General features: G+C 63.4%; 14 protein-coding genes. 4 read left to right on the top strand and 10 right to left on the bottom strand.

Translation table 11 applies throughout. The features are described from left to right. Nucleotides 1–105 precede the first annotated feature (105 nt). From VK533_RS16325 to xseA, 4 genes are all read right to left on the bottom strand, one after another. On the bottom strand, nucleotides 106–3,069 hold the full coding sequence (locus VK533_RS16325; RefSeq protein WP_324379643.1) for a TonB-dependent receptor domain-containing protein: 2,964 nt from the start codon (nucleotides 3,067–3,069) through the stop codon (nucleotides 106–108). A 420-nt stretch (nucleotides 3,070–3,489) separates the two neighbouring features. Beyond that, entirely contained in the window at nucleotides 3,490–4,410 is a 921-nt protein-coding gene (locus VK533_RS16330; RefSeq protein ID WP_324379646.1) for a M23 family metallopeptidase, read from the bottom strand. Further along, nucleotides 4,407–4,604 carry a DUF2093 domain-containing protein gene (locus VK533_RS16335; RefSeq protein WP_324379648.1) on the bottom strand — a complete coding sequence of 66 codons (198 nt, stop codon included), beginning with the start codon at nucleotides 4,602–4,604 and terminating at the stop codon, nucleotides 4,407–4,409. The genes VK533_RS16330 and VK533_RS16335 overlap by 4 nt, the downstream gene beginning before the upstream one ends. A 17-nt stretch (nucleotides 4,605–4,621) precedes the next feature. After that, nucleotides 4,622–6,037 carry an exodeoxyribonuclease VII large subunit gene (gene xseA, locus VK533_RS16340; RefSeq protein WP_324379650.1) on the bottom strand — a complete coding sequence of 472 codons (1,416 nt, stop codon included), beginning with the start codon at nucleotides 6,035–6,037 and terminating at the stop codon, nucleotides 4,622–4,624. Here xseA and purD point away from each other — a divergent pair. Both purD and VK533_RS16350 read left to right on the top strand, forming a co-directional pair. Further along, complete coding sequence (gene purD, locus VK533_RS16345; RefSeq protein ID WP_324379652.1) at nucleotides 6,036–7,313, top strand: phosphoribosylamine--glycine ligase; 1,278 nt, start codon at nucleotides 6,036–6,038, stop codon at nucleotides 7,311–7,313. The genes xseA and purD overlap by 2 nt on opposite strands. 47 nt (nucleotides 7,314–7,360) lie before the next feature. Then, nucleotides 7,361–7,879 carry a hypothetical protein gene (locus tag VK533_RS16350; protein WP_324379654.1) on the top strand — a complete coding sequence of 173 codons (519 nt, stop codon included), beginning with the start codon at nucleotides 7,361–7,363 and terminating at the stop codon, nucleotides 7,877–7,879. Nucleotides 7,880–7,884: 5 nt separating this feature from the next. Here the strand turns inward: VK533_RS16350 and VK533_RS16355 are convergent, their stop codons facing one another. Together VK533_RS16355 and VK533_RS16360 are read right to left on the bottom strand one after the other, a co-directional pair. Next, the gene (locus VK533_RS16355) at nucleotides 7,885–9,174 is read right to left on the bottom strand and encodes a hemolysin family protein (RefSeq protein WP_324379656.1); all 1,290 of its coding nucleotides are present in this window, start codon (nucleotides 9,172–9,174) and stop codon (nucleotides 7,885–7,887) included. Nucleotides 9,175–9,238: 64 nt separating this feature from the next. After that, a complete protein-coding gene (locus VK533_RS16360; protein ID WP_324379659.1) occupies nucleotides 9,239–11,035 on the bottom strand; it encodes a calcium-binding protein in 1,797 nt (598 codons plus the stop codon). A gap of 439 nt (nucleotides 11,036–11,474) precedes the next feature. On the opposite strand from VK533_RS16360, the gene VK533_RS16365 reads away from it, so the two are divergent. Then, entirely contained in the window at nucleotides 11,475–12,191 is a 717-nt protein-coding gene (locus tag VK533_RS16365; protein WP_324379661.1) for a PEPxxWA-CTERM sorting domain-containing protein, read from the top strand. Between the two features lie 23 nt (nucleotides 12,192–12,214). Here VK533_RS16365 and VK533_RS16370 read toward each other — a convergent pair whose 3' ends face one another. Then, complete coding sequence (locus VK533_RS16370) at nucleotides 12,215–14,077, bottom strand: calcium-binding protein (RefSeq protein ID WP_324379663.1); 1,863 nt, start codon at nucleotides 14,075–14,077, stop codon at nucleotides 12,215–12,217. A 36-nt stretch (nucleotides 14,078–14,113) separates the two neighbouring features. Further along, nucleotides 14,114–16,519, bottom strand: a complete 2,406-nt coding sequence (locus tag VK533_RS16375) for a ligase-associated DNA damage response DEXH box helicase (RefSeq protein WP_324379665.1) — start codon at nucleotides 16,517–16,519, stop codon at nucleotides 14,114–14,116. 215 nt (nucleotides 16,520–16,734) lie between these two features. Between VK533_RS16375 and VK533_RS16380 the strand changes: the two genes are divergently transcribed. After that, nucleotides 16,735–17,733 carry a ligase-associated DNA damage response exonuclease gene (locus VK533_RS16380; RefSeq protein ID WP_324379667.1) on the top strand — a complete coding sequence of 333 codons (999 nt, stop codon included), beginning with the start codon at nucleotides 16,735–16,737 and terminating at the stop codon, nucleotides 17,731–17,733. A gap of 332 nt (nucleotides 17,734–18,065) precedes the next feature. On the opposite strand, the gene VK533_RS16385 is transcribed toward VK533_RS16380, so the two are convergent. Further along, nucleotides 18,066–18,563: a hypothetical protein gene (locus VK533_RS16385; protein WP_324379669.1), complete on the bottom strand. Its 498-nt coding sequence runs from the start codon at nucleotides 18,561–18,563 to the stop codon at nucleotides 18,066–18,068. A 3-nt stretch (nucleotides 18,564–18,566) separates the two neighbouring features. Then, nucleotides 18,567–20,489 (bottom strand): ATP-dependent helicase, encoded by a 1,923-nt coding sequence (locus VK533_RS16390; RefSeq protein ID WP_324379671.1) that lies wholly within the window; start codon nucleotides 20,487–20,489, stop codon nucleotides 18,567–18,569. Nucleotides 20,490–20,993: the final 504 nt, after the last annotated feature.

Consider the following 20,993-nt stretch of genomic DNA (forward strand, 5'->3'; position numbering starts at 1 on the left):
ACCCGCCACGCTGCGGGTCTTTTTTTGCGCGCCGGCCAAGCCCCATGAAAAAGGGGCGGCTCCCGAAGGAACCGCCCCAAATTTTCCGGTTAGGCCGAGGATCGATTAGAAATCGACCCGGGCACCGACGCGGAAGTAACGACCGGTGAAGCCGCCTGAGGCCCACGCCGGGTTATACTGGTAGAGGCTGTAGGCCGCCGACGGATCGAACGGAGCCTTCTTGTCCAGCAAATCCAAGATGTTGACGTACATCTGCAGCTTGTCGGTAACCTGATAGCTGGCAGTCATGTCGACCTGGACGTACTTCGGACCGTGGCACTTGACGGGGCTGCCGTCCTGATAGGTCACGACCGAGGCACCAACGTTGGCTTCGCAATCGCCCTTGACGCCGCCGTAATCGGTCGAAGCCATATCATAGCCGCCGGTGTAGTAGGTGGTGAAGGTCGTCGAGAACTTACCCACGTCGAACGTGTTCTGCCACGTGCCACGCCATTTCGGCGCACCCGAGCACGACGTCACGTCGCACGGGCTAAGCGTACCGTCGTAGCGCTGCACCACGCCACCGATCGTCTTCTGCAGCTTGCGGAGCCACGATGCGGTAGCATGCGTGGTCCAGCGGACGCCGCCGATGTTGAAGCGGGCCTGCGCCGACAGATCGATACCCGAGGCGTCTTCCGAGTTGGCGTTCTCGAACGAATACTCGATGAAGCCGAGCAGCGGCAGCGCGCCTGGATGCTCCGGATCGGCGAGACCTGGCTTCACAGTGATGCCAGGAACGTTCACCACACCATTATTGGCATAATACTGAGGAATAACGTCGCTGTAATCGGCGTTAGAAATCAGGTTCTTGATGTGGATGTTCCAGTAGTCGACCGTGAACGACAGACGCGAGGTCGGCTCGAACACAGTACCCAAGGTATAGGAACGCGACTTCTCCGGCTTCAGGTTCGGGTTGCCGGTTGCGGTCAGGCCGTAGGAGTAAGGCAGCGTTGAATAAGCGTTGCCGCCGTGTGCTGCGACGAACGCCGCATCGTTGGCATTGTGCGTCGGATCGAGCTGGGTCGTGACGTAGCCCGTGGTCGGGAGACCATAAGCTTCGTTGAAGCTCGGGATGCGGAAGCCCTTCGAATAGGTGCCACGCAGCTTGATCTGACGGATCGGCTTGAACTGCGCTTCCACCTTCGGCGAGAAGTTCTTCTGACCCGACGAATACTTGTCGTAACGGCCCGAAGCCTTCAGTTCCAGCATGTCGAAGACAGGCGCATCGGCTTCGAAGAACGCCGACTTGACGTTACGGCTGCCCTCCACGCCCACAGCGTTGATGCTGTAGTAACGATCGGCCGGAGAGTCGTTGTTGACCGGGTTGGCCGACGGATTGTCGATCGCTTCGTGGCGGTAGGCCACACCAACGGCGACCTGGAAGGCGCCGCCCGGCAGCTGGAAGAAGCTCTTCGCCAGGGTCGCCTGAGCCTGCCACAGGTCAGAACTGGACCGGTTGATGCTGGTGGGAGCGATATACTGCCGCTGCGCTTCGGTGTTGGCCGTCTGATTGACGAAATTATACGAGCCGTCGTTGATCACGTCGACCAGATGCGACGCGAAGAAGTAGTTCTCGTTGCGCACCTTCAGGGCCACATGGCTCTTTGTGAAGTCTGCGGTGTAGACCCAATCATCTCCGAAGCTGCCGTTGATGCCGGCGCTGTACCGGAATGCCTGCGAGTTCGTGAAGGTCTCACGCGGACGATCGTAACGCAGAACCAGACGAGCCTGCTCGTTCAAGGCAGCGAACGGATTGTTCGGATTGAGCGTGCCGTTCGCAGCGCTGCAGGCACCAACCGTGGTGCGCGGGCAGACATAGATCGGCAGCAGCAACGGGTTCAGAACGAAGGTGTTGCCGCCCGCGGCCGTCTGGCCGGCATATGCCAGCGGCGAAATCTGCGAGAAGGTCTGCGTCTGATAATAATTGAACATGGCATAAGCCTGCGCGTGCGAACCGACGTTCGCGGTCACACGGGCCGTCGTGCCGAAACGCGACGTGCGGGGCTGTTCCATGAAATAGTCATGCTGCAGATCCTGCGTGCAGACCACGGCCGGGTTGCTCGCACCCTGCTGCGCAGTCGTCAGCGGCTGAGAGACCAGATTTTGACAGCCCGCGGAGGGGTTGAGCATCTGATAACGACCACCCGTAACGGCCGCGCCCCCAGCGGTGTAGGGGCGAACGAAGGGCACCGTCGTCGTGCCGAGGCCCAGGAACGTGCCATTCGCCTGGATGCCGCTGGCGTCGTTATTGGTCATGCACGAGCCGGCGTCGTTGCAGATCTTGCTGAGGTCCGACGAGTTATACGGATAACCGCGATCGCGCGCAAAGAGCGCATCGTTGTGCTGATATTCAACGTTCACATAAGCGTTGAAGCCGTTTTCGCTCAGCGAGCCGTAACCGGCGGTGGCATCGACGCGCTGCTCGCCCGCGTCGCCGCGCTGCGAAATGCCGCCCGAAGCGTTCATGTGAAGACCGACAATTTCCTTCTTCACGATGACGTTGACCACGCCCGCGACCGCGTCGGCGCCGTAGGTCGACGAAGCGCCGTCCTGCAGAACCTCGACGCGATCGACGATCGCCTGCGGGATCGTGTTCAGATCGACGAAGTTGCGGTGGCCGTCGTCGGCCAGCGGGTAAGGCGCGCTACGCAGACCGTCGAAGATGGTCAGCGTGTTGCCGGTGGTCAGACCACGCAGCGACACTGCGGTCGCGCCGGTCGCGAAGTTGAAGCCGGTCCAGTTCTGGTTCATCGAGCCGGCGTTGTTCGCCGACAAGGACTGAACGGCATCAGAAATCGTGTTGACGCCGCGCCTGGCGAGGTCTTCCGAACTGATCACAGTGACCGGCGAGGCGGTCGCAGCAGCAGCATTACGGAAGAGCGTGCCGGTGATCACGACTTCGCCATTGTCAGCGGCGGGGGTGGCGTCAGCCGGAGCCGCCGCCTGCGCGAATGCCGGCGCCGCGAGCACGAGGCCGAGGGCCATCGTGCTGGCGCTGAGCAAAGCGCGGTTGAAGATCTTCTGAGTCATCATATCGTTCCAGTCCCTTTCTGGAAGCAGTCTGACCTGAGCGGCCCCCTGCCTGACCGAACCATGCGCGCCGTGCCCCAAAAGCGGGCGTCGCACTTATCGGCATGGCGGACAGATGCCTGATGCGTCACGCCCGTGTAAAGCTGGCGTTCATGCTCCCTAAAGGTTCTCATTCGCTGTCGCACAAATGCAACAGAGGCATCCGCACGAGCGCAAGCAGCATCCGGCCCGACCATAAAAGGAACATGAATCGAACAGGCTGGCATGCTTTGCGTGGTTTGCATGCCACTCATTTCGCAAGAGCGAAATGTTGCTGCGCGGCAACACGACTTACCGCACGATTGTTACCGTTTTCACGGCCATCAATCGCAGTTTTGAACCATGCCGATTTGTGACAATGGAACCCCGCTTGAGGCCCGTTCAGGGCTGCGGCATCGGCCCGACCAGCAGGATTGGATCGATCCGCACGTCATTCCACGTCATACCCCAGTGAAGATGGGGCCCGGTCGCACGGCCGGTGCGGCCGATCAGGCCGATCGCTTGCCCCCGCGCCACCCTGTCTCCGACCTTCACGTCGATCCGCTGGAGATGCATCAGCGCGCTGATCAGGCCGAATCCATGATCGATCATCACCAGATTGCCTTCCAGGCTGAAGGGGTGATCGGTCGCGAGCACGACCACGCCGTCGGCGGGACTATGCGCGGCGCTGCCTTCCAGTACCGGTCCACCGACCGCGCGGGCGATGTCGAGCCCGCCATGTGGCGCGCCTGCCACGCCATGTGCATAGATGCGCTGTGATCCGAACATCGTGCTGATCCGGCCCGTTGCAGGCCAACGGAAGGCCTGGCGCCAGCCATCGCTGTCGGCATTGACCGCGCGTGCCGCCTCGATCTGCGCGAATTCGGCGGCGCGGATCTTCTGATAGGCCTCGCTGGGCGAGGTTCCCTGGTAGAGCGTCGGCAGCGAGGACACGTCCCAGCGGCGCGGCGCCACCGCCAGCGGCAGCCGCAGCAGCCGCCCATCCTGGAGGCGGGCCTCCAATAAGGAGGATGGCCCAGCGTCGCGACCAAAACCGATGATAAAGCGTCCGTCGGCGGCGAAACGCACCGGCTTGCCGTCGAGCAGGAGCAGCGCTGTCCCGGCGGGCGCGACCCCGTTCAACAAAACGCCTTGTTGGGGCGGAGCGTTGAGCGCGAAGATACGCGCGTCGACGATGCGCGGTGGCGGCGGCATGACCGGCTGGCCGATCGGCGGCGGCATGGTCGCCGGGCCGGGGGCAATCGCGCGCGGAATGCAGGCGCTTAACAAAAACAGCACCGGCACGGCGGCCGCAAATCTCAAGTGGCGCGCTCCGCCTCGGTCGCGAGTTCGGCGGTGGCGTAGGCTTCCTGACGCGCGACGCTCCAGTAGCGCAAATCCTCAAGCGCAATATGTTCGCCCGATTTCGCGCAGACAACATGATCGCCCGGCACGAGCACGCGGAAGCCATTGGCGAGATAGTGGAGCTTGGCGGGTTTCCCCTGCGCCATCAGCATGTTGTGTGCCTTCCGGTTCAGAGCAAGGTCGGTTGCTCGGGCTTCGGACGTTCCATAGCAGGGCGGCCGCCACCCTCAACCCGGGCAGCCACCCGTCCGTCGGCGAAAACGAGCGTCACGGCGCCTGCAGCCTTCGCGGCGCTGCTGGAACCGACGACCTTGCCGTCGCGCGCCTCGACCCGCGCATAGCCGCGCGCGAGCGGCCGGTCGGGGTGAAGCTGCTCGGCCAGCCGCCACAGCCGGCCGAGGCGATCGCGCCCGTCTGCAATGCGCGCGGTCACCAAAGCCGGACGGAGGCGAACCCCCGCCAAACGTTCCTTGCCGCGCGCCACCTTGGCCGCGAGCAGGCCCGGCCGAAGCGCCCCCGCGGCCTCGGCCAGTTCGCGGCGAGCGTGCGCCAGCCGGGACGAAAGCCCGCGCGGCAGCCGATCGCCGAGATCGTCGAGCTTCTGCCGCTGCGGCGCGAGCAGCCGATCGGGCGCAGGCAGAAGCCGCGCAACCGCCGCGAACCTTTCGCCGGCATGGTCGCGATAGCGTCGCGCGCAGCGCCCGGCGCGCAGGCCCAGCTCGCGCACCGTGGCAAGCAATTCCGCACGCACCGGCACCGCCATCTCGGCCGCCGCGGTCGGCGTCGGCGCGCGCATGTCGGCCGCGAAATCGCACAGCGTGACATCGGTTTCGTGCCCGACCGCCGAGATGGTCGGAATCGGCGAGTCCGCGACCGCGCGCACCACGACTTCCTCGTTGAAGGCCCACAGATCCTCGATCGAGCCGCCGCCGCGTGCGACGATGATCAGATCGGGCGGCTCGGGCAGTTCGGCGAAACCGCGCACCGCGGCGGCGATCTGCGCGGCCGCCCCTTCCCCCTGCACCGCCACCGGCCAGACCAGCACGTGCGTCGGGCAGCGATCCTCCAGCCGGTGCAAAATGTCACGGATCACCGCGCCCGTCGGCGACGTGACCACGCCGATCCGGCGCGGCAGGAACGGCAGCCGGCGCTTGCGATCCTGATCGAACAGGCCCTCGGCGGCGAGCGCGCGGCGGCGCTGATCAAGCAGCGCCATCAAAGCGCCCTGCCCCGCCAGCTCGAGCCGCTCGATCACGATCTGATAACGCGAACGCCCGGGATAGGTGGTGAGACGGCCGGTCGCGATGACCTCGGCCCCGTCCTCGGGCCGGAAGGCGACCGGTGTCCCTTTCCAGATCACCGCATCAAGGCAGGCGCGATCGTCCTTCAGCGTCAGATAAGAGTGGCCCGAGGCGACGCGCTTGAAGCCCGATATCTCGCCGCGCACGCGCACGTGAGAGAAAGCGTCCTCGACCGATCGCTTGAGCGCGCCCGAAAGCTCGGACACCGAAAGCGCGGGCGAATTGTCGCCCGGCGACTCCTCGGCTAACAGCGCGGCAGTTTCCGGAGGAAGTGAAGACGCCATGAAGGTCCTGCTCATCGGTTCGGGCGGGCGCGAACATGCGCTTGCGTGGAAGCTCGCGCAATCGCCGCGGCTTAGTAAGCTCTATGCGACGCCGGGCAATCCCGGGATCGCAGCGCACGCCGAACTGGTCGATATCGAGCCGCACAATATCGTCGGCTTCGCGCGCGAGGAGAATATCGGTCTGGTCGTGATCGGCCCCGAACAGCCTTTGGTCGAAGGGTTGGCAGATCGCCTGCGCGAACAGGGCATATTGGTGTTCGGCCCATCGGCGGCCGCCGCGCAGCTTGAAGGTTCGAAGGGCTTCACCAAGGATCTGTGCCGCCGCGCCAATATCCCGACCGCCGATTATGCGCGCTTCAGCGATGCCGTCTCGGCCAAGGCGGCCTTGCCGCGCTTCGGCCTGCCGGTGGTGATCAAGGCGGACGGCCTCGCCGCCGGCAAGGGCGTGGTGATCCCCACGACCGCGGAAGAGGCCGAAGCCGCGATCGACGACATGTTCGGCGGCGGCTTCGGCGGCGCGGGCGCCGAGGTTGTGATCGAGGAATTTATGACCGGCGAGGAAGCGAGCTTCTTCGCGCTGACCGACGGCACGACGATCGTGCCGTTCGGATCGGCCCAGGATCATAAGCGCGTCGGCGACGGCGACACCGGCCCCAATACCGGCGGCATGGGCGCCTACAGCCCCGCTTCGATCCTGACGCCCGCGCTCGAGCGGCAGGTGATGGACGAGATCATCGCCCCGACCGTGGCGACAATGGCGGCGGAGGGCGTGCCTTATTCGGGCGTGCTCTATGCCGGCCTGATGCTCACGGCCGAAGGGCCCAAGCTGATCGAATATAATTGCCGCTTCGGCGATCCCGAGACGCAGGTGCTGATGGCGCGCTTCGACGGCGACCTCGTCACATTGCTCGCCGACGTCGCCGAGGCGCGGCTGGCCGAGGTTGCGCACCCGGAACTCGCCGATCGCGTCGCGCTGACGGTGGTGATGGCGGCGAACGGCTATCCCGGCACGCCCGCCAAGGGCGGCGCGATCGGCGGGATCGCGCAGGCCGAACAGAATGGCGCGCGCGTCTTCCAGGCCGGAACGGCGCTGGCCGATGGCGTACTGGTCGCGGCGGGTGGGCGCGTGCTCGCCGTCACCGCTACCGGGAATAGCGTCGCCCAAGCGCAGCAGGCCGCTTATGCGGCGGTCGACCGGATCGACTTCCCGACCGGCTTCTGCCGCCACGACATCGGCTGGCGCGAGGTCGAACGCGAGTCGGCGCGGGTTGCCTGAATCGCTTGGGCGGGGCTAGAGCGCCCGCCACAGCTAAGGGAGCATAGATGAACACCGCCACGATTATCGTCATCGCCGTCATCGTGGTGATCGCGCTTGCCTTTCTGTTCCTGGTCCGTGGCCGCAGGCAGCATGTGACCTTCGATGCAGCGCCGCCGCTGCGTCCGATCGCGCCCAAGCCCAAGGTCGTCGCCGAACCCGTCGCTCCCTCCCCTTCGGTCGAAGGACATGGCGTCGCCACCGAAATCGCCGACGCGGTCGAAGACGTGGTCGATCAGTTCGTCGGCATCAGCTCGCATCCCAATGTCGAAGCCAAAGGCCCGGGCGATACGCTGACCCAGCTCAAGGGCCTCGGCCCCAAGGCGGCGAGCATCCTCAACGATCTGGGCGTCACCCGCTTCGACCAGATCGCGTCGTGGAATGAGGCTGACGTCGCGGCGGTCGACGCGCAGATGGGCGCGTTCAAGGGGCGTATCGAACGCGATCGCTGGGTCGCTCAGGCGAGGCTGCTGGCTGCCGACGATGTCGAGACGTTCGAGAGCGAGTTCGGCAAGCTCGGCGGCTGAATTCGCTACCGCGCGAGGCAGGTTGCCAGCAATTTGTCGATCTTGCGGCCGTCCATATCGACGACCTCGAACCGCCAGCCATTATCCTCGAACTTCTCGCCCACCTTGGGCAGATGCTTGAGCACCGACAGCGCGAAACCCGCGGCGGTCGCATAATCGCGATCCTCCGGCAGCTCGATACCGAGCTTTTCGGCTAGCTGATCGGCCGACGCTGAGCCCGACACCAACCAACTCCCATCGTCGCGCACGACGAAGGGGGGATCGGTATCGTCGTCCTGGTCCGATGCGAAAGCGCCCGCGATCGCGGCGAGCAGGTCGACCGGCGTTACTATCCCTTCGAAATGGCCATATTCGTCATGGACGAAGGCCATCGGCACATTGGCCCCGCGCAACACCTGAAGCGCGTCCATCGCGTCGATCTGGTCCGACACGAACGGGACCGGACGTATCATATTCTCGATATCGAGTGGCTTGCCGGCGAGCGCGGCGGCCAGCAATTCGCGCGCCTCGACCACGCCCGACAATTCGTCGATCGATCCGCGCCCGACCGGCATGCGGCTGTGCGGCAGCGCGGCGAGCGCATCGTCTTCGTCGAGATCGATCCATTCCACCTGCGTCCGTGGCGTCATCACCTCGCGCACGGGCCGGTCGGCGAGCCGCACCACGCCCGAAATGATCGCGCGCTCGCTCTCCTCGATCACGCCCGCGGTTGAGGCTTCGGCGACGACGAGATGCAATTCCTCGGCGGTTACCTGGCTGTCGCGCCTTCTGTGCAGCCCCATCAACCGGATCAGCAGCGCGCTCGAATGTTCGAGCAGCCATACGAACGGCGCCGCAATCCGCGACATCCACAGCATCGGCAGGCTCGCCACGGCGGCGATCGGCTCAGGCGCGGTCAGCGCGATCTGCTTGGGCACGAGCTCGCCGACGACGAGGCTGAGATAGGTCGTGGCGACGATCACCAGCCCGAAGCCCCAATGCGGCGCGGCCTCGTGGCTCATGCCCAGATATTCGAGCCGCTCCGCCACCGGCCCACCCAGCGCCTCGCCTGAGAAGGCGCCCGCGAGCACGGCCGTCAGCGTGATGCCGGTCTGGACGGTCGAAAGGAATTTGCCGGGATCTGCAGCAAGATCGAGCGCCACGCGCGCGCCGCGCCGGCCCCGGCGCGCCATCGCCTCGAGCCGTGGCTTGCGCGCGGAAACGATCGCCAGCTCCGACATCGCGAACAAGGCGTTCACGAGCATCAGCGCGAGGACGACGAGGACATCGATCCAGGGGAAAGGGTGAAGCGGCATGGCGTAAGCGGAGTAGCGTATCGCCTACCTGTGGCCTATCGGCAAGACGCCGGGCGCGGACAGGCTAAACGAAGTCGTGCGAATTGAATATTGTGGTGGCCAAGCCGATGAACCGGGCCGCGGAATGGATATCGTCCGTCCCACTGCTGGAAAAAAACAGTAGCGTGTCGGGTCCAAACTGAATCGCCGCGACTTCATGATCGCCCGGATGGTCGCCTATCAATTGCTGCGCGGTCAGTTCCGCATCCCAGAATGTGCCCGATGCCGAACCTTGTAATATTGCGGCCGGTATGAATCCCAGCGACACTTTATCCACGCCGTTTGTGAAATCCTCGACCGTGTCCACATTGCCGTAGCTGTCGAAATTGCCATCGGTGCCGCTGAACGCGAAGACGTCCACATCAGCGCCGCCGACGAGAAAATCGGCCCCCGTCCCGCCATGGAGCGTATCGTTGCCGGCATCCCCGGACAAAGTGTCGCTGCCGGCGCCGCCGAGCAGTTGGTCGCCATCCTGGCCGCCGAACAGGCCATCGTCGCCGTCGCCACCGTCCAGTGTGTCGTTGCCCTTGTTGCCGTTCAGGTGATCGGTGCCCGTATCACCGTAAAGCGCGTCATCGCCGGCGCCGCCGTAGAGACGGTCGGTGCCGCTGCCGCCATGAACGATGTCCGCGCCGGCATTGCCATTGGCATAGTCGCTACCATCGCCACAATTGATCAGATCGTTGCCATCGACGCTACCCTGCTCGCTAAGCTGGGCATTGCCCCAGATGTGATCATTGCCGAGCCCGCCATCGATCGTGTCATTCCCGCTCGATATGGCCGATGTCGCGAAGGGATCATTGGCATGGCGGCCGCCACCGCTCAGCCAGTCATTGCCGTCGCCGCCCGAAATGCTGTTGTTGCCCACCCCGCCGAATATGGTGTCGTCGAGTTTGCCTCCGGAGAGTTGATCGTCACCGCCGCGCCCGTCGAGAAGACTGCCCAGCGGCAATACGGGGCCGAAGATCACGAACGATCCCTGATCGGTATCGCCGATGACGAGCTTGTCCGAGCCATCGCTTCCCAACAGCGTCGATCCCCCGGCGAGGCTATTGGCGGTGACATTCTCGAAATGGCTTAAATCGAGGGCGACGCCGTTAAAGGTCGCCGCGCCGGTCATCAAATCGACGCTGGCGGCCCCACGGGTAAGCGCGGAAAAGCGGATCGTCAGCGTGTCTATTCCATCTCCGCCATCGGCGACGATGTGATCCCCCGATCGCGTATCCGCATAGGTAATTTCGAGCGCGTCATTCCCGCTCCCCAAACTGATATGATCATCGCCGAACCAGTAGTGAACGAGGTCGCCGCCAGAGCCGCCCATCACGGTGTCGTTGCCGAAACCGGTGGTGATTTCGGCACCGCCCGATCCCGTTACGATGCTGAGATCGTATTGGTAGGTAGATAGCTGGACCAGCGAATGGCCGCTGCCGAGCTGGATCTTTTCAATCCCGACGGCTTCATAAAAGCCGAGCAGCTGATCATGCGCAGTGGCTGCGGCATCCTTGACCGCAATCGCGTCGGCGGCCGAGCTCTGGTCGTCCTGCGTAATCTCCAGATAGTCGTTCGACTGGCCGAAATCGAGCGTATCAAATCCGGACCCGCCAGAAGCGATCGTGTGGTTTGGGCCGACCTGATGTGACGAAATGCTAAATTCGAAGACATCATCGCCATCGTCGCCAGACAGGAAATTGTTGCCGCTGCGGCCGTCAATCACATCATCGCCACCACCCCCGTAAATGGTGTCGCCGCCGCCTGCGCCAGAAGAGTCGACATCATCCCCAATCAGCACGTCATTGCCCGGCGTGCCATTTATCGTCGCCATCAAACCCCCAATGATTCCCCAATCGTTCCTTCGACTTACCCTGCCATCGCCTCGGCTGCCAAGGCCTCCGCTTCGATCAGCAGGGCGTCTTCCGTACCACCCTGGCTGAGGCGCTCACGCCCAATCAGCACCGAAATGGGGATAGCCCGAGGCGCGACCTTCGTCAGAAACGATAGCCAGTTCCGACAAGGCGGGCGCGCCGCTCCCGAACAATTTTCCCGATAGAGATAGTCGCCAAAGAAGGTTTTGGTCGGCCGGGCTAAGATGATAGGGAACGTCTGAAAATATTTCCGGGGGGACGCGCGCCATGAAGGCAAAAATTATCGGCGTTGCATTATATATATGCACCGCAGGGGCAGTGCAGGCGGATTTGCCCACACCGATTGCCGCAGCAGCCTCTTATTGGAATCACCAGGTTGTCGATTCATCGGGTAATGCCATGCCCTATGGCTATACGGTTGGCCCGAATTCGAGCAGCGTTCCAAACGCACTGGCACAGACCGATACCGAACTTGCGCCGATACCCTCCGCGCTCGCCGAAATCTGGACCTTTGATCCCGATGCCTATGCCAGCGCGTCGGTCAGTCTGATCTACGACTATCGCGTGACCGCGATCGATCAAACATCCTACGACACCCTGGCCGCCTATCTCGCGACGCACCAGGCCGCGAACGGCATGGGTATCGGGATCGATTTCAGCGGAACGGCGCAACTGGCATCGACCGTCAGCGCAGGCGCGGATGCCAACGTCTATTCCGGGCTGGGAAATGACGGCGATGTCCATTTTTCCTGCTACGACGGCAGCGGCCAATGCGGATCATTCAACTATGCGGGACAGGGCAGCCTGACAGGTGACGCGGCGACGCTGACATTTTCGGGCACGATCAACCTCAGCGTTTCAGTCACGAAGGCGGGCCCCGGCAACGCGGTCCACGCGCTTTCGATGATCGATCCGCTCATCCAGCTGACGGCCGGCTTCGGAACCGGTAGCCCGTCCGATTACATGCTTGAGCTCAGCCCGGGCGTCGCCAATGCGCGCGGCCCCGCCGTTTCCGGCGTGCCCGAGTTCGCATCCTGGGCGATGATGGTCGCGGGTTTCGGCATGACCGGCGCCGCCATGCGGCGAAGGACGGCACGAGAGCGGGCTACGGTCTAATTCACCATCGCCTATTGGCGAACTCAAACGAAATCGCTTGTGTCGAAAGCCGTGGATGCCACTCCCACGACCTGCACCTCCGAGTTCACGCCGCCTCCGCCGGTGGCGGAGAAGAAGAGGTATGTGTCGGCACCCACCTGTACCGCCGCGACCTCATGATCGCCGGCATGACCATCGAACAGCTGCTGCGCGACCACCGCCGCGGCGGCCGGCGTCAGCGCCGTCCCCGCCAGCACCGCCGCGGGCGCGAAGCCGAGCGAGAATTTGTCGACGCCGTCCTGATAGTCGGCGACGACATCGGTCGGGCCGGCCGTGTGCAACGGCGCTTCGCTTAGCGACAGCGGGCCATAAGCGGAGAAAGCGAAGACGTCGGCGTCGGTGCCTCCGGTCATGTAATCGAAGCCGGCACCGCCGTGGATCGTATCCGCCCCGATGTCGCCCGAGATGATGTCGTCGCCGTCGCCACCCAGGATCTGGTCATTGCCCTGGCCGCCGAGCAGCACGTCGCCGCCGGCGCCGCCGTCGATCGTATCGTTGCCCTTATTGCCGTTGATATGATCGTTGCTGTCGTCGCCATAGATGACGTCATCGTCGTCGCCGCCGTAGAGGCGATCCCCGCCGGCGCCGCCGTGGATGGTGTCCGCGCCGGCATTGCCGTTCACATAATCGCTGCCGTCGCCTGCATCGATCGAGTCGGCGGCATCGACCGAGCCGATTGTCCATTGGGCGCCGCCGAGCCCATAACCGATCGTGTCGGGCTGGCTGCCCCAGATATGATCGTTGCCGGCGCCGCCGCTAATCGTGTCGCTGCCATTTTCGACGTTCGAAGAATTGCCGGGAGAGGTGTCCTGCCCGCCGCCATCGATCCAGTCGTTGCCGTCGCCCCCGTCGATGAGGTTGTTGCCGCTGCCGCCGTACAGGACGTCGTCGCCAGCACCGCCCGGAATCTGGTCGTTGGCGACAAGTCCGTCGATCGTATCGTTGCCGTCGCCGCCCGCGAGGTGATCGCCGCTACTGCCGCCCCTAATGCGATCGTCGCCGCCGCGACCGTCGAACACCGCAGCGCCCACCGAACCGGTGATCCCATTGGCATTATCGTCGCCATATACCGTCGAACCGTAGGACGAGCTGTCTACATAGACATTTTCGATGTTGCTGATCGAGAGCGTCACCTGTCCGACCGACCCGGTGCCGGCGGCGAGATCGATCGTCGCGCCGCTATTTTGCAAGGCAACATTGTAGATCAGCAGGTCGTCTGGCCCCGCGCCACCGTCGATCGTCACGTGGTCGGCATGACCCGAAACACCGGCGATGATGGCCTGATCCTGTCCGGCACCAAGCGAGATATTATCGTTGCCGCCGACGGTATTGACCACGTCGTTGCCATCGCCGCCAATGATGGTGTCGTTGCCAAGGCCGGTCGTGATCGCGTTGAATGCGCCGTGGGCGATGACTTTCAGATCGGTCGTCCAGTCGGCCAGGCGTAGGCTGCTTCCCGAATCGGAATCCTCTCCTGCATTGCCTAGTATGATCTGCTCGATCCCGGTCACCGACGCCAATACGGTGACGTTGTTCTGGGTGACCTCGAACGCGTTGGGGCCGACCTCCGGCATATAGAAGAGGCCGGTCGCGTTGCTCATATCGAGCGTGTCGTAACCAGTGCCGCCGTCGATCGCGGAATGGGTCGGGCTGGTCGGCGCGGCGGTCAGCCCGAACTTGATGACGTCGTCGCCGTCGTCGCCGAATATCTGGTTGCTGCCGCCAAGCCCGTCGATCGTGTCGTTGCCGGCGGCGCCGTGGATCGTGTCGTCGCCGCCATTTCCGAAGAAATCGACATCGGTCCCGGTGAGGACGTCATTGCCGGCGGTGCCGTTGATCGTAGCCATACGGAATCCCCAAAATCCCTGTTGATTTATCTGTACTTACCCCGCCATCGCCTCCGCTGCCAGCGCCTCGGCTTCGATCAGCAGAGCGTCTTCCGTACCACCCTGGCTGACGCGCTCACGGCCAATCAGGACCAAAACGGGGACAGCGAGCGGCGAGACCTTGTCCAGTGCCATGTGCAGCATCGTCCCCTGCGCGCGATCGAGCAGATCGGCGAGGCGGCCGACATCGGTCATCTTGGCGCGGGCATCCTCCCACGCGGCGCGCATCAGCAGATGGTCGGGCTCGTACTTGCGCAGCACGTCGTAGATCAGGTCGGTCGAGAAGGTGACCTGGCGGCCGGTCTTGCGCTTGCCGGGGTGCTGGCGCTCGACCAGCCCGCCGATTACCGCGACCTCGCGGAAGGCGCGCTTGAGCAAGCTCGATTGCTGGACCCAGTCGACGAATTCATCCTCCAGCACGTCCTTGCTGAACAAGGCGGCGGGATCGAGCACGGGTTCGAGGCTATAGGTGGCGATCGCATAATCGCTTGCGACGAAGCCGAGCGGCTTCAGCCCCGCGCTCTCCATCCGCCGCGTCACCAGCATGCCGAGCGACTGGTGCGCGTTCCAGCCTTCGAAGCTGTAGACGACCATATAATGGCGGCCTTCGCGCGGGAAGGTCTCGACCAGGAGCTGATCGGGGCTGGGCAGCGCCGAACGACGGCCCTGCATCTCCAGCCATTCGCGCACGTCGGCGGGGAAGCGCGGCCATTGCGAGGGGTCGGCGAAGTAGCGCCGCACGCGATCGGCGAGGTTGGTCGAGATCGGCATGCGCGCGCCGCCATAGGTCGGGATGCGCGCGGGCTTTTTGGTCGCGTGGACGAACAGATCTTCGGTATCCATCCGGTCGACCTCCAGCGCGAGGCCGGCGAAGAAGAAGGTATCGCCCGGCCGCATGCTGGCGGCGAAGCCTTCCTCGACCTTGCCGAGGCTGCGGCCGTTCTTGAAGCGGACGGTGAGCATGTCGGCCTCGACGATGATGCCGGCATTCATGCGATGCTGCTGGATGAAGCGCGGATGGCTGACGCGCCACATGCCGTCCTCGCCCAATGTCAGGCGTTTGAAGCGATCATAGGCCTTGAGCGAATAGCCGCCGGTGGCGATGTAATCGAGGACCTGACGGAAGAGCTCGGGGCTGAGCGCGCTGTAGGGCAAGGCATCCTGGATTTCGGACAGCATCGCGGCTTCGTCGAACGGCGCGGCGCAGGCACAGGCCATGACGTGCTGGGCGAGCACATCGAGCGCGCCGAAGCGGAAGATGTCGGTATCGAGCTCGCCCGCCTCGACCGCGTCCAGTGCGGCGCGCGCCTCCAGATATTCGAAGCGGTTGCCGGGGACGATCACCGCCTCGGACGGCTCCTCCAGCCGGTGGTTGGCGCGGCCGATGCGCTGCGTCAGGCGCGAGGCGCCCTTGGGCGCGCCCATCTGGATAACGAGATCGACATCGCCCCAATCGACGCCCAAATCGAGACTGGCGGTCGCGACCAGTGCGCGCAGCCGCCCCGCCGCCATCGCGCCTTCGACCTTGCGCCGCGCCTCGATCGAGAGCGAGCCATGGTGGATGCCGATCGGGAGCGTCATGTCGTTGACCGCCCACAGATCCTGGAAGATCAGCTCGGCGAGGCTGCGCGTGTTGCAGAAGATGATGGTGGTTTTGTGGGTCTCGATCTCCGCCATCACCTGCTTGGCGGCATAGCGGCCCGAATGGCCCGACCAGGGGATGCGATCCTCGGGGATCAGGATGTGGAGATTGGGTTCGGCGCCGGGATCGCCATTCACCGTCGTCACCGCATCGATATCGCCGCCGGGCGCGAGCCAGGCGCGATAGGCGTCGGGATCGGCGACCGTCGCCGACAAGGCGACGCGGCGCAGGTTGGGCGCATGGAGCTGGAGCCGCGCCATGCAGAGCGAGAGCAGATCGCCGCGCTTGCCGGTGGCGAAGGCGTGGACCTCATCGACGATGATCGTCTGGAGACCTTCGAACAGCAACGCGCTGTCCTGGTGGCTGAGCAGCAGGCTGAGCGATTCCGGCGTGGTCAGCAGCATGTGCGGCGGCTTGACCCGCTGGCGCGCCTTGCGATCGGACGGCGTATCGCCGGTGCGGCTCTCGACCGTGATGGGGAGCCCCATCTCCGCGATCGGATCCATCAGGTTGCGCTGCACGTCGATCGCCAGCGCCTTCAAGGGTGAGACGTAGAGGGTGTGGAGGCCCTTGGTGGGGCGTTCGGTTAAGTCGACGAGGCTGGGGAGGAAGCCGGCGAGCGTCTTGCCCGCGCCGGTGGGGGCGACGAGCAAAGCGTGGCGGCCGGTGCGGGCTACGTCGAGCATTTCGAGCTGGTAGCGGCGGGGTTGCCAGCCGCGGGTGGTGAACCAGGCGGTGATCTGGGGGGGGGAGTCGCTCATGCAAACGTCATCCCCGCGAAGGCGGGGAATCCACGCGTTTGTGAAAGAACCGCATCGTTCGCCAATATGGATTCCCGCCTTCGCGGGAATGACGAGGCGTTATTAGTCGGTGGGGAAGAACCGCCAAACACGTCCAAGGTGACAGAGCTCGCTTCACACACGCGCCGCATCGCTTCCCTGCTGGAACGAACCATTCGTCCAACCATATAGGAAGGATGGCACGCCTCGGCACCTGGATCGAACCCCACCCGCATGGACTGTACGTGCCCGCGGCGGATGCGTGGATCGATCCGTCCACGCCACAGCAGCGCGCGCTGGTGACGCACGGCCATGCCGATCATGCGCGCGGCGGGCATGGATCGGTGCTGGCGACGGCCGAGACGATCGCGATCATGGACTGCCGCTACGGCCCGCAGAACGGGCAGGCGGTCGCCTATGGCGAGAGCATCAAGGTTGGCGACGTCGGCGTGACGTTCGTGCCCGCCGGCCATGTGCTGGGATCGGCGCAGATCGTGCTGGAGCACAAAAGCGAGCGGATCGTGGTCTCGGGCGACTACAAGCGCCGGCCCGACCCGACCTGCGCGCCGTTCGAGCCGGTGCCGTGCGACATATTCATCACCGAGGCGACGTTCGGCCTGCCCGTCTTCCGCCATCCCGATACTGGATCGGAGATCGACCGGCTGCTGGAGGCGCTCCACGCCAATCCCGATCGGTGCGTGCTGGTCGGCGCCTATGCGCTCGGCAAGGCGCAAAGGCTGATCATGGAGCTGCGCGGGCGCAATTATCATGAACCGATCTACCTCCACGGCGCGCTGCAAAGGCTGTGCGACCTGTACCAGGAACTGGGCGTCGAGCTCGGCCCGTTGCTGCCCGCGACCGGCATCAAGGCGGCGGAGATGAAGGGATCGATCGTGCTGGCGCCGCCGGGCGCGCTCAACGACCGCTGGTCGCGCCGCCTGCCCGATCCGATCACGGCGATGGCGAGCGGCTGGATGGGCGTCCGCCAGCGCGCGCGGCAACGCAACGTCGAGCTGCCTTTGGTCGTGTCCGACCATGCCGACTGGGACGAGCTGACAGCGACCATCCAGGAGATCGCGCCGAGCGAGGTGTGGGTCACGCACGGCCGCGAGGAGGCGTTGGTCCATTGGTGCATGACCCGCCAGATCAAGGCGCGCGCGCTGGCGCTGGCGCATTATGACGATGAGGACGATTGAGCGTATCGCCGCTATTGCGAGGGGCGCGGAAAATAAATTTTCGGCACGCGGCCCCCTCCCCCCTCTTTCCTGCCCGCAAAAGGCCTCCAAACCTGCAGAAAAATCAAAAAACACCAGAAACGAACTAAATGATTTGCGCCGAGACACATCATTTCGCGTGAGAACATATAGAGAACAATTCGCGAGATGTCAATCCGGCGGTGAACATGCCGACGCCGGGCGGGTTGACCTATGAGGATATGATCGCACCCTGCGCGGCGTGGCCGTCAACGCCCGGATGCCTGTCCGGCATGCTGCCACTCGTTCCGCTTTTACACCGGACGTAAGCGCCCCTACGCTGTGTAGGGCCGTCCTTGCGCCGCATGCTGCACAACCGCTGATACGATCGTCGTGAGCTTGTCTGCGGCTCGCCACGCCGTGAAGAGCTCGCGGTGCAGGCCGTCTAGGTCTGCGATCATCTCCCTGCGACCACCCTCGGTCTGAATCTTGAGGCTGTGCCTCTCGAAAAAGCTATGCATCAGCCGGTTTCTTGCCTTGAGGGCTGATGAGAATTCCTCATCCAAGTCGCCCTCTATTGCGATGTGCCGTTTGAGGTCATTCAGCACTCGCCCGAGGGTGCTTCGGTCAATTGAGTTCAGGACCTCTCGAGCGGCGGCGGCATTGGGAACGACGTGCCAATCATTCTCCAGCCCTCGAAGAGCTAGCAGTAATGTGCTCAGCTCGGTCTCGAAGAGCTGAGCCGCCTCGGCCGCGATACCGTATTTCGCGTACAGCTCATGCCGGTCCACCATATCCTCGTATTCGACCTCAAGCTGCGAACTGCTGCTCACTGGCTATCCCTTGACTGGCTTAGGCGCCGCCGGACCCAATTCGCCGATGAAGCGGCTCGGCAGGAGGTTCGCCATCAGGCCAGATTGGGTCTGGAAAGCGATTCTAGCGCCATGGGCGTCTTTCGCCGGCATCTGTTGGGCATATGTGATGAACAGACTGCCCGGCCGATCGTTCTCCAAGTCTGCCTTAACCCGCGTTATGCCGACGTAGAACAATCGCCGTGCCTCCTCGAGCGCTGCATCCTTGGCCTCCTTGGATGGAGCATCATCGAAGGAGGGGGGCAAGATGCCTTCCACACACCCAGCGATGAACACATAAGGAGAACTCAGGCCCTTGCTCTTGTGTAGGCTCATAAGCCGGACATCCTCGACTGTTGGTGGAATATCGGGCTGAGTAATCTCCTGCATCATTCCCGAGAGGAGGTCTTTTGGCGTCTCCACCACTTCCTTCTGCGCCAGCGCGAGTTCGCGGAGTTCACTCAAGTCAGCGTCCGCGTCCGGAAACAGTGTGTCTATGAAGGCGCTTAAATCGTCCGCCACCGCATCCAGTTTGGCGAGCGCGTCCTTGATGAACTTGAAACGCTCGACCAGCGGCTTAGTGTAAGCAATGTCGAGCGTACCATCCGCGAGCTTGTCCATCGCGTCCCAAGGGCTATCACCACTTGCCTCGCAGTGTTGCCGCACGCGAGCATAGGGTTTGTGAGCAAAGTCGCCTCTGTCGGACCCCAGCAGATACCGGAGCGCCACGCGATCCTCGTTATTGAGAAGCAGCTTGAAGAGGGCGAACCTGTCTTGCGCCGCAGCTGAATCGAGTTGGCTCTCCTCATAGTAGGACTTGGCCGGGATGCCTTCGCCACGGAGGGCGTTCACGATGGGCTTCGTCGCGCGCGAGCGCTGAACGAGAATGATGATCTCGCTCGGGTGAACCCCCTTCTCAATGAGCTCTTTCACCTTGGCGGTAATCCATGAGGCCTCGTTATGGAGATACCGCACCTGTACGATGGAAACCTCACCCGCTCCCTTCTCGGGCAGTGGCGTCAATGCGCGGGGCGCGCGATTGGTGTTAACGCTAATCAGGGCATTTGCCATCTCGACGACCGTGGTTGGGCAGCGGTGGCAGTCGGCCATCGCAAGATCGGCACAAACGGCGTGCAGATCCTTCCACTGGCGGATGCCGTCCGGATGAGCGCATTTAAAACTAAAAATCGACTGGTCATCGTCGCCGACGATGCAAATGTCGGCATCCTCCCCGAGGAACGCAATTGCGGTCTGCTCAGCCTTGTTGAGATCCTGATACTCATCAACGAGAAGTTGCTTGAATTCAGAACGCTCCGCGGCCGCTGGATTGTCCTTGAGGTAGCGGACGAGATACGGAATGAGTTCCCCGATCAGCATCCCTTCGTGAAACTCGAGCCAAGCGAGGAGGGCGGCCTGAAATGCCTTCTCCTCATCATTGTTGGGGAAGCCCGGCTCGTCGCCTTGGCTTTGAGCCCATGCAGCGGTGTACCCCTGAATCAGCTTCTTAGCCTGACGCTTTCCGCCGCTCGCTCCGGCGATGTCGCAGATCAAAGCCCCCACCTCGAAGGTATTGAGCGACCGGGGTGTCCGTCCCACCGCCTCTAAGACATGCTTTCTTGAGAGGATACGCATTGCGAGACTGTGAAGAGTCTGACCTTTGAGTTCCTCGCACCCTGGCACCCCGAGCTTTTGCAATTCACGGTGCAGGTCCTCAGCCGCTACACGCGTGAACGTCACGGCGAGCAGTTCTTTTGGCGCCACGCCTTGTTCTAGGAGCCGAGCGACACGGCGCTTCATCGCAAACGATTTGCCTGTGCCGGGACCAGCGATGACCCTGACGCGCGGCTCTGGCGCTGATGCGATGCCGTAAGCCACGCTACCGGTATTAAGTCCCGTGTCCCAAGCCATTCGGCTCCCCCTGTGTTTCTAAACTAATCACTGCTTACGGAGATTTGAACCGTGCCCATAATCGTCTGATATTCGACGCAAAACAGCCATCGGCATGACGCCTGCTCGTGCCACATCTGTACGAGGCGGACGAGTTGCTTCTGCGCCAGCAATGGCAACCGCGCCACTGCCGTTTCATCCAGCCCGCTATGGTGAAATGCGGAGCACGATCGAGACTAGGAATAGAAAGTAACAAAAAGGGCGGTGATGTTACCACCACCGCCCCGTTGTCATTTCCGCTTGAGAGCGGATATCAAAGCGGCCAACCCAAACAGGAGTTCGGCCAAGTGATGTGCTGCCATCGTCGTTACTCTTAACGATGGGAACGCGCGCCCCCGCGATTGAAGGGGTAATCTTGCAAGATCGCTACGCCCTACGGGCCGTCCGATTTTTTAGAGGTCGGGCCTCTTGCTATCTTTTGGGTTCAGCGGGTTCAGCGGGTTCAGCGGGTTCAGCGGGTTCAGC

Origin of the sequence: Sphingomonas sp. (assembly GCF_035317925.1) — a bacterium.
GTDB lineage: Bacteria > Pseudomonadota > Alphaproteobacteria > Sphingomonadales > Sphingomonadaceae > Sphingomonas_I.